Source organism: Mesobacillus jeotgali, assembly GCF_900166585.1.
GTDB lineage: Bacteria > Bacillota > Bacilli > Bacillales > Cytobacillaceae > Mesobacillus > Mesobacillus jeotgali_A.
The window spans coordinates 36,767-50,825 of record NZ_FVZC01000008.1 but is presented as its reverse complement, the minus strand read 5'-3'; the positions used below and the strand labels follow the sequence as shown (position 1 = coordinate 50,825).

Here is a 14,059-nt window from a genome sequence, read left to right as displayed (position 1 = left end):
GGTCATCTTCCACTTCTCTTTTAATATTAAATCATATTTCTAATTACATACCTAGAAAGATAACTTATGTCTTTAAATGATGTGATATTTGATGATAATCTTTGTTTCAGTTCAAAAGCATCATCAAAATCATCACCAATTACTTTAATTATATTATTAATATCTCTTTCATAAATACCTAAGTCCAACAACATTTTCTTATGCTTAACTTGTGAAAAATATAGATATTCAATTGCATTTAAGATTTTTTTATCTAAAATATCTACTAATTCCGCTTTAACATTTTCTTTCTCTAAAAAATATTTAATTATTGAAACCCTACTATAAAAAGTATGCTCTATATAACTCATCTTAAGCTTGATTGCTGTGGCTATTAAATGATCTATATCCATTTTATTAAAAAATTTACTTGTATCATCTACTACTTTTTTTATACGTGGTCTCTGTTTATTGAGCAAATTATTGATTAAATTAGATTCTAATTTAACATTTTGTTTTTTCTCACAAATACTGTACAGTATTTCGACTAAACGATATCTGCCTGCCCGATCATTATCTCTTAGAAATTGTAATTGAGATAATAGTTTCTCTTTGCTGATGGTATAGTTATTATACAAATCTACAACTGTATCAAATCTAACTTTAGATCCAATGTTCTCCAAATAATCTTCCTTTGAAATTTTTAATACTGCTAGAAAATCTAAAACATCTTGATACTTTTCGACTTCACCTTTCTGTATATCTATATCTTTACTTGCATCAGTAACTTCAAATCGGATACTTTTAATTGCATCTGCCTTTCTGTACTCTGGATCGTTAGGAGATTTAATGTAGTAAGCATCACCAATATAGTGTTGATGCAGTCTACCTGTTCGTCCCACCAAATTAAAAAAGTCAAATGCTGAAAAATGGTCCCCTGGACTATTTGAAATCCTTGATGGTTTAGTGATTATAATATTTTTTGCTGTAGTATTAACTCCTTCTAACAAAGTAGAAGTACATAGCATTTTATTAAACAAATCACTTTGCTCATAATAATCTAACTGGAACATTCTTGTTCCCATTGGAATCTGACCATTATGTATTAAATAGCCTCTTTCTAATGCTTTTATTAAGCACCAATCTTCATGAATTTCTTCTTTTGCCCACTCAATAAAAAAAGACAAATCACTATCAACTAGATTTTGTATTTTTGGCTCCAACGCAATAACTGTGTTAATGTATTTATACATGCTATTAACCGTTGGGAAATATATTAGGGTTTTATCATTTTCACCTAATGATTTTATGATTCTCGTACATTCATTGAATCTGTCTTGCTCCTGCAATATATTGAAAGTCTTCACATCATTAACTACTGGTGAGTAATCAGAACCATAAAAAACGGGTAATTTCTCTAATTTTTCTATGTCATTAACTTCTTTAATAAACGGCGCCAATAGAACATATTTTTTTGCTTTTTTCGATAAATAATAATACGCCATGTTTAACACTAGAACTCTATCATTCCGCTTATCTGTTTCTAATTTATATACTTCATCAATAACTAAAAAATCTATCTCGTTAATTATATGATAGTTTGCCTCCTGCACAACTCTATCGTGTGTAAGTATAAAAATATTATAGTTATTAAAGTCATACACTTTTTCTTCATTTAAGCTTGTATGAATTTTATACTTATAAAATTTATCTTTATACTTCTTTATAATCTTTTTAAAGTACTCATCTACTAATGCCAATGTTGGAACTATAAGTACCACATTCTTGGGATAGTACTTTACAATATATTCAAATATACAAAAAGTTTTGCCAAAGCTTGTTGGAGCACTGATGATGGTTGCTGCATTCTCTCTTATTTTTGAGATAATTTGTAGTTGTTCTGGATGCATGGAGATCTTCTCATCTATCTCAGACACAGCAAATGAATTATACACTATAGATCTAAAAGAAAAATTCTGGGAATAGACCGTCAAATCTAGCGCAAATAAGTCATCTGCCAACTCTTTCGCCCGCAATGTTGTATTTTTAGCTTTATTCAATTCTCTAATATATTTTTCTCTTAATACCTGAGGACTATTTAGTGGCTTCATTTTTGTAATAATCCTCTCTTTCCCTTATTTTTTTTGTGAATGTTGCAACTAATTTATTTTTATTTACAATAGGCAAAGAAATGGAGTAATATTTCGTTTCTAAGTTAAATAACTTGTTCTTTTTCAGTTTCTTTAATTTAAATATTATATCCTCAGCTTCAAATTCAGTGCCATGTGCAATAAATATTGGAACACCAATTTGAGTGATATTTGCTTTTTTTATAAAATCGTCAATATTTATGCTTATTTCTGTTACATCTCCATATATTTCATTGAACCTGTACAGCCTATCCTTGTAAACTCTATTACTAAGAACAATATTAAACTCATCAGACACTTGTTTCTCGTAATCCTTTAATGATTTTTTAATTAAATTTAGTCCATTATCAAGCTTTAAACTTAGCTTTGACTCACCAAACAATATTAAATGATCCTTTTCTGAATAGAACAGGGTATCTATTCCATAGACGTTCATATTAGGGTCTGTTTGTAAATGAACCTTAGGAAGAATACAATCAAAATTGAAGAAATCTGATAACAAACAACAAAATAGATATTCTCCCATTTTCCCCATCTTGTCTAACCGAACATATTTTTTACCATCCTTATCCTCTAACCCATGCTCTTCTTTTAATATTGAAATTAGCAAATCTTCTACTTCTGTAACTTCCTTTGTCTGATTAAAATCGTCAATATATGTCTGAAGATGCTTAAACAGGATCACAAAGTGTTTGACAGAGGGTGTAAATTTAATCCTAGACATATGCTCACAATACTTAATCAGTTTATCTTCAGCAAAAAAATAATCAAATAGCTTTTCATAAAAGACAGGGCTGTCCTCAATTTCTATATGACAGAATGAGTAATTATCTTCAATCGAATGAACTTTAAAACAGTCAAATGTTTGTACCGTAATTTTTTCTGTTCCTAAAATAGTAATGTCTTACACCCCCTATTAATACATTTTTCAATAATGCAATAACAATATATTCCATTATACCATTTTTACTGCTTAGATGTAGCAGGTTAAAAGAGGTTAATGTTAGGTTAGACTTTTAACCAATATAAAAAGCTAACCTATTGTATTTAATAGGTCAGCTTGAATTTGTTTATAACTCTGATTTAATTCTGAATGAGAAATAGGTTTACCGTTATTTATGGTACGGTTCACCACGATTAATCCTAAAAGCCCGATAAATTTGCTCTACTAAAATCAGCCGCATCAACTGGTGGGGAAAGGTCATTTTGGAAAAAGAGAGGTGCTCATCTGCTCTTTTCAAAACTTCATCGCTTAGTCCCAGGGACCCTCCGATAATAAAGGCGATTTTACTTTTCCCATAGGTTGCGAGTTTGTCCATGCCATCTGCGAGTTCTTCGGAGGACTTGAGCTTTCCATTAATGGCCAGGGCGATGACGTAGGTATCAGGATTAACTTTGGAGAGTATTCTTTCCCCTTCTTTTTGTTTTACCTGGATCATTTCGGTGTCACTTAATTCCTCTGGGGCCTTTTCATCCGCAACTTCAATCACTTCTACTTTCGCATAGCTTCCCAGGCGTTTTAAGTATTCCTCAATTCCCTGTTTAAGGTATTTTTCTTTCAATTTGCCAACCGTCACGATTGAGATATTCACAGTCATCCCCACTTTACAAACAGATTACAAACAGTTTACAAACAAGCTATCCACAATAGTTATCCACATATTCACATCGATATCCACATTTAGTGGGCGATCATTCGTTCGCCACAATATATACAGCAGGTTGTCCACAGTATCCACAGACAAACTCCGACTTATCAACAGACTCTAACTTCGTTAATTGAGGGGCCATTTCGTACTCATCCACTGCTTCATCCAATGCCAGTTCTACATGCTCAGCGCAGCAATACTTCATAACCATCATCCTTCCGGGTTTTTTTATATGATTATTATTTGCTATTCTTCTCTTTAAAATTATCCACAAATCCCATTTTACCACAAAAAAACAGGAAGCTTCCGCCTCCTGTTCGTCTATCCACAACCTTATAATGTTTCTCCGCCTAACTTCATTGTCGTTTCTTCCAGCTTGCCATTCCGGTAATATTTGACCTGCAAATCATCGCCGACCTTCTTTTTATTGTAAAGGTGCTTGCGTAAATCGACGACATCACGGATCTCTTCACCATCCATTTCGACAATGACGTCATATTCCTTCATTCCTGCCTGGTCTGCCGGTGAATTCGGCTGGACTCCTCTTATGGCAACTCCATAATTGATTTCCTTAGGAAGCTTCAGAGTATTCTGCTGGTGATAGGAGGAAATCTCATTTACAGAAGCCAGTTCGACTCCCATGAATGGTCTTTTTACTTCACCTGTCTTCTCCAGGTCTTCAATAATTGGGGCTGCATAATTGATTGGGATAGATAAACCAATTCCTTCTACAGCACTCTGGGCAATTTTCATCGAATTGATGCCGATAACCTGTCCTTCGATATTGATTAGAGCTCCACCACTATTTCCTGGATTGATTGCTGCATCTGTCTGAAGGACTTCTGCCTGCCAGTCGGGGGTACCGTCCTGGTTAACATCAACCGGGATAGCACGTTCCAACCCGGAGATAATTCCTTGCGTAACGGATCCTGAAAAAGTAAGTCCAAGTGGATTTCCGATTGCGATGACTGGTTCACCAGGCTTTAGCTTTTCAGAATTCCCAAATTCAGCGACGACCTTAATTTTCTCAGCAGGCACTTCCAGCACCGCAAGATCGGTCCAAATATCGCTTCCTAGCAGTTTAGCTGGGATTTTTGTCCCGTCGCTGAGGCTGACCTCTAGCTCAGAAGCTTCTGCTACAACATGGTGGTTCGTGACAATATAGGCTTTGTCTCCTGCCTTTTTATAAACCACTCCAGAGCCTGTTCCGCCTGACTCCTGTGTTTGTCCCCAGAAGCTTGTACTTTCCTGGATATTCGTGATTCCAACAACCGCATCTCCAGCCTTGTCGACAGCTTCGGTAATTTGAGTATAAACATCAACAGAGACATTTTTTTTAGCAGTATTTTCTTCTTTCCCTTCTGATTGCTCCTCATCGATTACAGCTGCCTGATTATTCGGTTCAATTTTATATGGCAGAATATCTAAATTTGATAGCAGGGGAATCGAAAAAATCACCAATAATGCCCCAATAATGGCGCCTGCCAGGCTGGCCCAGAAAAAACCGCCTTTCCTGCCATTTTGCGGTTTGTACCGGCCTTGATAATCCTGATCGTAATAACCCAAAGTCCACCAATCCTTTCATTGACCAACAGATACAATAGTTATTCTTATACAGATTATTATACTACCAGTCATCATAAATGCTAAATCATAAGCCCCTCTATAAATTGAAAAAAGGAGTAAGGACACTATTAATGCCTTTACTCCTTTACCTATAATTCTATCACCATAAACGCTTTATATTGCTGTCAGAGGCGTCGGAGTCTTTGGATCTGTGTCAATCAGATCAAATTGTTCTCCTACTATGATGCCGTTCTCCTCCAATGTTTGGGAGACTGACATCCTGGCAAGATCCTTCATATTGTTGTCGAGACTTAAATGGGCAAGATATATCCGTTTTGTATTATCCCCTGCCACTTCGCTCATTGCGACTGCAGCATCCTCATTGGAAACATGACCGTAATCACTAAGAATGCGTCGCTTGACACTCCACGGATATCTGCCCATCCTCAGCATCTGGACATCATGGTTGCTCTCAAACACATATGCATCAGCATTGGAGATGATTCCCTTCATTCTGTCGCTTACATATCCTGTATCTGTAACCAATGCTAATTTCTTTCCGTTTTTATGAAAAACATAAAACATCGGCTCAGCTGCATCATGTGACACACCAAATGATTCTATATCCAGGCCGCCGAACGATTTGACAGTTTCCATGTCAAAGGAAAATTTCTGATCCAGCGGGACTTCTCCAATTAACCCATCCATTGCTTTCCAGGTCTTATCATTCGCATAGATTGGCAGTTTATACTTACGGGCAACGATTCCTATGCCTTTTATATGATCACTATGTTCATGTGTCACTAATATTCCAGAGAGGTCTTTCATGTCGCGGCCGATTTGCTTGAATAAAGCCTCCATTTGTTTGCCGCTCAATCCGGCATCCACTAAAAAGGATTGGCCCTCCGTCTCCACATAGATCGCATTTCCCGTACTCCCGCTGGCGAGAACACTAAAATGCAAACTCATATCTCTTCACTCCGTAATTTTATTTTCTTCGTCAGACAAGGAAAGCACTCGACCTTCAAATGCATGTACAAAAAGACTTTCCTTGCCATCAACTTCAATCCTCCACGTTGGTGTTACCACATGGGACGATGTAAGGTTAACAAGTGTCGAATATCCTAACTCAAAATCGGTAATTTCACTCTTCGGCTTAAGCAAACCTTTTTTATAGAGGGTATCCACTGCCCTGAGTGGCGGCAGCAATTCCTCTGCATCCGCAAGTTCATCGATGATTTCCAGATACGTCTGCTTGTACGAAGTCACTTCATTATCTTTATTGAAAAAGAAAGTTAACTTTGCATTGCTATTATAGTAAAACGTTTTGCTATCATATTCCTGGTAGTAGGTAATGGTGCCGTCCTCATCATTTTTACTCCAGAACTTATACTGTTCACCAGCAAAAATGTTTGCTTTCATAAAAGCAGTCAGTTCGGCTGGCTGGAACTTACTTGTCAGTTTAACTGGTTTTTCGAGCTTGGCTTCAATTGACGTACCATCCCCTAGACTGATGGATTGTCCCTTGACCTTCGCCATTTCCTCGGTCGTGAATACTTTGGTTCTTACACTAAGATACTGTTCTTTCTTTTTCATTTCAGGGAGTTCACCATAAGTGATGTCATCATTCTTCAGCTTTTCCTCAAGAGTAGCTTCCTTGGGAATTTCATACTGTGCTGCATCTCTCGTATTGATAAATTGGTATACAAGGTAAACATCGAGGACGAGGAATGTCAGAATAAAGATGGTCTTAATCCTACTCCAATCCATTATTCAATTCCTCCTCCCATATCAGCTGCCGCCATTCCTGGTCGTACAAGTAAAACCATCCAGGCTCCAGCATAATCACTTGATCTTCCGGGCCCTGAGTCATATAGTATCCAGGCATCATATTCTGCAGCAGTTCCACTTTGAAATCCTTTTTTTGCTGGAGATATTCAAGTGCCTGATAACCAGATGGCAATGTCTTTGTTATGACATCCGGATTCAAAGGCAGTTCCAGATGGAACCCGGGACGAATATAACGGCTGATTTCCGATTGTCTCCATTGCTGGTAAATTTCCGACATGCCGATTTGGTTAAAGACTGGATAACCTTCTTTACTATAAAGGCGGAATAGCACATTTTGGTTAAAATCATCCTTATACACATAACGGTACGTTTCCGTCCAGCCGCCATGCTCATTGACGAACTCGATGCTCTTCAGCAAAACATTGTTGGTACCAATGACCGAATCGCCGCTCCGGACAGGATTGACATAATTAATCATATGCGATTCTGTGTCAACAAGCATTTTACTTGCATCATCGGTGTACTCCTCTATACCATCAACGATGCTCTTTTGGACAAAGCTTGGGTCTGTGAACAGTGCTTCCTTGAATTGGTCAGAATCCAATGGATTTTGATAATACGTATGGATTACCATTTCTACTTTTTCCGTTGGCAAATAGATTTTCTTAATATCTGACACTGTATAAAGGAAATGCGGCGTCAGCCTTTTGGCAGAATCATAAAATTTGTTCGTAAAATCATTTATATAGGACGGGCTTACATTGCTGACATAAGCTTCCTGATTTTTTTGCGAATAAAAATAAACGATGCCTTCCTGCTTTTGCTGGGTCTCGGAATTAATAATAATCCGGTCAAAATCAAATTTTGGTATATCCTTCTCGCTGATATTCAGCACTCTTTTATATAGTTCAATAGGTACTTCATCAGGAAAAATAATCTCGGTATTGTCCCCCTGGACAATCTTTTCATTGAATTCACTGATCCGCCCAGGATACTTTTTCACATCGAAGTACTTCCATTTCGAAATAACTCCAATGATTTCATCAATATAGCCATTATCCACAGAACCAAATTGTTTTCCGCCCACATGATAGATAATCTGATGGGGTTTGACGATTTTTTTAATTTCTTTGGGTGTGGTAAAACTAATATCTTCAAAAGTCTTCTGGTTGTTTACAATTTCATAGTTCGGCTGATATGTCCAAATATTCCATGTTAAAAAACCGCTAAGAATCACAAGGAATGCTAAAATAAAAGATTTTATATTTTCATACGTCATGACCAATCATCCTCTGCACTCCGGTCATAAGGAAGAGTAAATTGAACGGTAGTTCCTTTCCCCTCCACACTTTCCGCCCAGATCCTTCCCCCGTGGGCATTGACCATTTCCTTGGCAATAGCCAATCCAAGGCCGGTCCCGCCAAGCTTCCGTGTCCTGGCTTTATCTACTCGGTAAAAACGATCAAAAATCTTGTCTAAATTATCTTTAGGGATGCCAACACCTTCATCAGAAATACTTGCGATAATCTTGTCATCCAATTCTTTTACCCTGAACGTAATGGTACCGCCCTCTGGTGAATATTTCATCGCATTGGAAATGATATTATCCAGTACCTGTGTGATTTTGTCTTCATCAATTTCAACAAAAATCGCTTCACCTGGTATTTCCCTTATGAACGATACATTTTGTTCTTTCGTCAATTCAAACCGATCTATGATTCTGTTAAAAAAGACCGGGAAATTGACCCATTCTTTTGAAAGGCGATAATCCACGCTATCCATCTTGGACAGCTGCAGTAAATCATTAACAAGACGGATCATCCTTTCCGTTTCTCCCCTGGTGGTTTCAAGGAAGTTTGGAGCAATCTCTTCATCTCTCCAGGCACCGTCAGCCAGCGCTTCTAAATAGCTGCGCATGGTTGTCAGCGGAGTACGCAGCTCATGGGAGACATTCGCAACGAATTCCCGTCTTTCCATATCGATTTTTTCCTGCTCTGTAATATCATAAAGAACCGCTATTAATCCATTTACAAAGCCGCTTTCCTTCTGGATGACCGAGAAATTGGCACGCAGAATGAATGGCTTGCTTTTTGTACTGTAGTCCAGGACGATTGAATCTTTTTCCTGAAGCAAATCTTCAAAGCTATAGTTTTCATCGAGACCAAGGACTGAAACCAATGGCTGTGACAGGATTGTTTCACGTGAAACACCCAGCATTTGCGTTGCTGGATCATTGATCAGAATGATACGCCCTTTTCTGTCTGTCGAAATGACTCCGTCCGTCATGTAGGAAATCACGGAGGATAGCTTTCTTTTCTCTCCTTCAGTGGTTGCCTGTGCCTCTTGCAGCTTCTTCGTCAGATTGTTAAAAGTAATCGCCAGCTGGCCGATTTCATCATAACCATACACTTTAACCTTCCTGGAAAAATTGCCACGCGTCATGGCAAGGGCCTGTTTACGCATATCAGATATCGGCCTAGTGATTGTCTGTGCAAGAAGAACGCCAAGAATCGCGGTGAAAATCAATGCAATAGCTGTTCCGGTAGCAAGAATCTTATTGATATCATTCATCTGTTTAAATACATCATCAATGTTGGCTACAAGATAGACAGCACCAATTGCTTCACTGTTATGCATGATTGGGGTTGACAGTAACCAAACCCGTTTATTCCCTTTCAACTGTATGACGTCCTCATCTTCTTCAAAGATAATTGAACGCTTAATTTTGACATCAGGTGTCCTCTGGCCTACCAATCCCTGATTGCTGTCGCTTGAGGTACCAAGTATTTTAAAACTGCTTCCGTCAATCACCCGGATTTCCGAAATATCAGATGCCTTATAATCTCTTAAAATTTGCTTGATTGCTTCCTCTTTCGGAGGGTCTTCCTTGCCTCGTTCCTTGACCATTTCTTCCTGGATGTCATAAACCAGCAGGTCGACACGAGATTTTACAGAGTCCTGGTAATTGGTGACTAACGTTGTCTCAAGCTTGCGGACAAAATAGACACCGATAATCTGCATTGCCACAAGAATAAGCAGGACATATATAATCACAAATTTAAGGTGTATTGAGCGAAAAAAACCTACCTTTTTCATGCCTGTCCTTACTCCTGCTCAGAGTTTCTTAAATAATAGCCTACTCCTCGTCTTGTCACGATCCATGTCGGGTGACTTGGGTTGTCTTCGATTTTTTCACGAAGGCGTCTTACAGTAACGTCTACTGTACGAACATCACCATAATAATCATAACCCCAAACGGTTTGAAGAAGATGCTCTCTCGTCATGACTTGTCCAATATGCTTGGCAAGATAATGGAGAAGCTCAAATTCACGATGCGTTAATTCAATTGTCTCTCCTCGTTTGGAAACAACGTAAGCATCCGGATGGATTGTCAGAGAGCCAACGCTAATTTCATTTGTTTCTTCTTGCTCATCCTCTTTGACTGCGCTCTGCTGATGGCGGCGAAGGTTTGCTTTTACCCTCGCAATCAATTCACGCGTACTGAACGGCTTGGTTACATAATCATCGGCGCCAAGCTCAAGCCCAAGAACTTTATCGATCTCAGAGTCTTTAGCCGTCAGCATAATAATTGGCATCTCGTATTTCTTTCGGACTTCACGGCAGACCTCCATGCCATCACGTAAAGGAAGCATGATATCCAACAGGATTAAGTCAGGCTGGACTTCCTCAACCATTTCAACCGCCTGGTTGCCATCATATGCACAGTAAACGTCATAACCTTCTTTTTTTAAATTGAACTGTAGAATATCTGCAATTGGTTTCTCATCGTCTACAACTAGAATCTTTTTCTCCATACCAATTCTCCTTTTATAGCCAAATTATCAATCGTATATAAATAAGCTTCTCTTTTTATAATGCTATCTTATCTATTTTACTGTAAATCAGAGAAAAACTGAATTTTTCTGTTATATAACTTCTATTCTTCTCTTCCCAATTGTACCAATCCTGCCCAAAACAATAAAATGACACGATTTTATGGCCCTTGAACCTAACGATAAGGATTAGGTTTAATAAAGGCTGTTTTCGTAAAGATGGTTGTTAAAATCCTAAAGCCGATTTTAACGTAATAAAATGCCATTAAGTTGGTCGGTACATGCTCTTTTCTCATAATAAGCTTTAATTTTTTGAGTATAAACATAGGTCATTCAATCATATTTCTTTGTCATAGCAACAAAGTATGAGAAAAGAACCTTAATAAAAAAAGTCTCTAGTTTGGCTAGAGACTTTCGTTATTGGTTTTATTGTAACTTAGACATAGGGTCAATAATCCTGCCGTTTTGATAAACTTCAAAATGAAGGTGAATGCCCGTTGAATTACCTGTTCTTCCCATGATACCGATTTGAGATCCTCGGGAAACAGTCTGCCCCGGACTTACAGAAATGGAAGCAAGATGTGCATACATTGTCTGGTAGCCGTTTTGATGATCAATAATGATTTTGTTTCCATAACCATCACCTTTGTTGCCAGCGTATGTGACTTTTCCATTATCCGCAGCCTTGATTGTATAATTGCTAGGCCTTGCGATATCAATTCCTTTATGCATTCTGCTCCAGCGATAACCCTGGCGGCTGGATACATACCCGCCATTTGTAGGCCATACGAATGTTCCATCTCCACGGGAAGGAACAACCTTCGTTCCTTTGATAACAATTTCCTTCACAGGCTCCTCAAGTACTACCTCTTTAATGACATCCTTCTTGATTACCCTGCCATTTTGTTCAGTCAATGCGTAAGTAATGCCTTTCATGCCGGCCTTGCCTTCCTGCTTCTTCTTCGTGTCACCTTTGAACATTGAAGAATCTTCTACCACTTCTTTTTCGAAGGCCACTTCTTCCTTAGCATATACCTGGCGATCGACAACAACTTCTACGAAGGGCTTTAATACCGTTACATTCAACTCTTGGCCAGGCTTCAAGACTGAGTTCTCATCCAATCCTTTATTTAGAGAAAGCATCTGGGCAAGCTCAAGTTTGTGGGCACTTGCAATGCTCCCCAGTACATCTCCTTCTTTAACCTGATATTTCTTTTCCTCTAATGTCCCCTTTTTAAGGAGCTGGACAGCTTCCTCAACAGAAAGGACCTTCTCAGGATCTACTTTTTCATTTGATTTTGAAACTTCCTGGGTGAAACGGACGTCTAATAAACGAGTTTCATTTTCTTTAGCAACGGGTAATGCTAGATTAGGAGATTTCTTTCTGTTCTCAACAGCAGCCAATTCTTCTTCGGTAACGTGTTCCAGCTTTAATGTCTTAAGTACTTGATCAGCTGCTTCTTGATCTTTCACATATGCCACAGGCTTATCACCAATAACAAGAGCAGAAGCTTCTGCCTGAACATTAATTTCATCTTTAAGCACATTCAAAACTTCGCTTGTATTCGATTCAGCCGCAGAGCTGAACACTTGTTCAGGAACAAAAGATATATCCAGCCCTAAGTCGACATTCAGGTCAGCAAAGGCTGTTTTAGCGGTTGCCAACTCAGATTCTACAAGCTTTTCTACTTGCGTTTTATCGGCTACAGTCCCGATAAATTTATCATTTACATACACGTAATAAACAGTCGTTAAGTCAGACTCCGCCGCAAGTGCAGCACTTCCTGCACTAAAAGACAACGCAGCTACAGTAACCGCCGCCATGATTGACTTTTTTATTGCTGGCTTCATCTCTCTAGATGTTTTGCCGGCAAGATTGGACAGCCTATGTTTTAAATTATTCATCCTGATCCTCCTACAACGGTCAAACACTATTAGTCTAGGTCTATATCACTATTATCTGATAATTTACCTTTCTACTTTACCATATAATGTATCGATCGGGAGAATAGTCTTCATTATGTAACAAAAATGTATAATACCTGACATTTTATTACGTTTTTTGTCAGCTAAATGGTATTTTATATCGTAAGATTTTCCTATCTTCCAGTCATAAAATAAGTCAAAAACCTAGTAATAACAGGATATTCTCCTACTTTTGAATGAGAGTTTATGAATATTCCTGTTAAATCCAACACAGACATGTTAAAAATAGGAAGATTACCGATTTTATTACAGGAATATTACAAAAAAAAGGAGCATGTCATATGACACGCTCCCTTTTTTAATGGCTCAGGACGGAATCGAACCGCCGACACAAGGATTTTCAGTCCTTTGCTCTACCGACTGAGCTACTGAGCCAAGATAAGAATTGTTTCCTAAACTTTATTCTGTTTAAGTCCTTTGCTCGAATGACCTTTCGGTCTTTCTCACAGGTTGCCGCTGAAGCAAAGTCGAGGATGTGAGCAACCTGCTCTACCGACTGAGCTACTGAGCCACGATAAAATTGTTTCCTAAACTTTGTTTTGTTTCCACCTGCTCAAAAAACCTTTCGGTTTTTCTCGCAAGTTGCCAGAGATGCTCATTCAGTGAAGCAAGCAACTGACTGAGCTACTGAGCCAAGAAAAAATTATGTATAAAGTGACCCCTACGGGATTCGAACCCGTGTTACCGCCGTGAAAGGGCGGTGTCTTAACCGCTTGACCAAGGGGCCATATATTAAGCTTATCCATTTTCACTATCGTGAGTTTATGGAATATTGTTATCGCTACCGCGAAAAATCTTGGTGAGCCATGAAGGACTCGAACCTTCGACCCTCTGATTAAAAGTCAGATGCTCTACCGACTGAGCTAATGGCTCTCTATATAATCTACACCCTAAACTAGGTGTCTGTTTGGAACCTGTGCTCAAAAGACCTTCGGTATTTCTCGCAGGTTGCCCCAGAAGCTTAATCAATGAAGCTAGCAACCCTCTACCGACTGAGCTAATGGCTCGCTATAGTTTTATCATTTTTTGTCGAATTAGTGACAACGTTGTTTATATTACCATAGCATTTTGCGGTTTGTATATGTTTTTTTTAAATTTTTTTTAC

11 protein-coding genes and 3 tRNA genes are annotated in these 14,059 nt (G+C 38.3%); all 14 read right to left on the bottom strand.

Features of this window, described 5'->3' with window-relative positions:
- Nucleotides 1-26: 26 nt before the first annotated feature.
- Nucleotides 27-2,090 carry a DEAD/DEAH box helicase gene (locus B5X77_RS05615; protein WP_079506007.1) on the bottom strand — a complete coding sequence of 688 codons (2,064 nt, stop codon included), beginning with the start codon at nucleotides 2,088-2,090 and terminating at the stop codon, nucleotides 27-29.
- On the bottom strand, nucleotides 2,074-2,853 hold the full coding sequence (locus B5X77_RS05610) for a Hachiman antiphage defense system protein HamA (protein WP_079506005.1): 780 nt from the start codon (nucleotides 2,851-2,853) through the stop codon (nucleotides 2,074-2,076). Before B5X77_RS05610 ends, B5X77_RS05615 begins: the two co-directional genes overlap by 17 nt.
- Before the next feature lie 388 nt (nucleotides 2,854-3,241).
- A complete protein-coding gene (gene rlmH, locus B5X77_RS05605) occupies nucleotides 3,242-3,721 on the bottom strand; it encodes a 23S rRNA (pseudouridine(1915)-N(3))-methyltransferase RlmH (RefSeq protein ID WP_079506003.1) in 480 nt (159 codons plus the stop codon).
- 100 nt (nucleotides 3,722-3,821) lie between these two features.
- Nucleotides 3,822-3,983 (bottom strand): CxxH/CxxC protein, encoded by a 162-nt coding sequence (locus B5X77_RS05600; protein ID WP_079507586.1) that lies wholly within the window; start codon nucleotides 3,981-3,983, stop codon nucleotides 3,822-3,824.
- Between the two features lie 128 nt (nucleotides 3,984-4,111).
- Complete coding sequence (locus B5X77_RS05595) at nucleotides 4,112-5,344, bottom strand: S1C family serine protease (protein ID WP_079506001.1); 1,233 nt, start codon at nucleotides 5,342-5,344, stop codon at nucleotides 4,112-4,114.
- Between the two features lie 174 nt (nucleotides 5,345-5,518).
- Nucleotides 5,519-6,313, bottom strand: a complete 795-nt coding sequence (locus tag B5X77_RS05590; protein ID WP_079505999.1) for an MBL fold metallo-hydrolase — start codon at nucleotides 6,311-6,313, stop codon at nucleotides 5,519-5,521.
- 6 nt (nucleotides 6,314-6,319) lie between these two features.
- Nucleotides 6,320-7,114, bottom strand: a complete 795-nt coding sequence (locus B5X77_RS05585) for a two-component system regulatory protein YycI (RefSeq protein ID WP_079505997.1) — start codon at nucleotides 7,112-7,114, stop codon at nucleotides 6,320-6,322.
- Nucleotides 7,101-8,414, bottom strand: a complete 1,314-nt coding sequence (locus B5X77_RS05580; RefSeq protein WP_079505995.1) for a YycH family regulatory protein — start codon at nucleotides 8,412-8,414, stop codon at nucleotides 7,101-7,103. The genes B5X77_RS05585 and B5X77_RS05580 overlap by 14 nt, the downstream gene beginning before the upstream one ends.
- Nucleotides 8,411-10,231, bottom strand: a complete 1,821-nt coding sequence (walK, locus tag B5X77_RS05575) for a cell wall metabolism sensor histidine kinase WalK (RefSeq protein WP_079505993.1) — start codon at nucleotides 10,229-10,231, stop codon at nucleotides 8,411-8,413. The genes B5X77_RS05580 and walK overlap by 4 nt, the downstream gene beginning before the upstream one ends.
- An 8-nt stretch (nucleotides 10,232-10,239) precedes the next feature.
- Nucleotides 10,240-10,950 (bottom strand): response regulator YycF, encoded by a 711-nt coding sequence (gene yycF, locus B5X77_RS05570; protein WP_079505991.1) that lies wholly within the window; start codon nucleotides 10,948-10,950, stop codon nucleotides 10,240-10,242.
- 444 nt (nucleotides 10,951-11,394) lie between these two features.
- Nucleotides 11,395-12,873, bottom strand: coding sequence for a M23 family metallopeptidase (locus B5X77_RS05565; RefSeq protein WP_079505989.1), 1,479 nt, complete (start codon nucleotides 12,871-12,873; stop codon nucleotides 11,395-11,397).
- Between the two features lie 383 nt (nucleotides 12,874-13,256).
- Nucleotides 13,257-13,329, bottom strand: a tRNA-Phe gene (locus B5X77_RS05560).
- 280 nt (nucleotides 13,330-13,609) lie between these two features.
- Nucleotides 13,610-13,681 (bottom strand) — tRNA-Glu (locus B5X77_RS05555).
- A gap of 70 nt (nucleotides 13,682-13,751) precedes the next feature.
- Nucleotides 13,752-13,827, bottom strand: a tRNA-Lys gene (locus B5X77_RS05550).
- Between the last annotated feature and the right edge of the window lie 232 nt (nucleotides 13,828-14,059).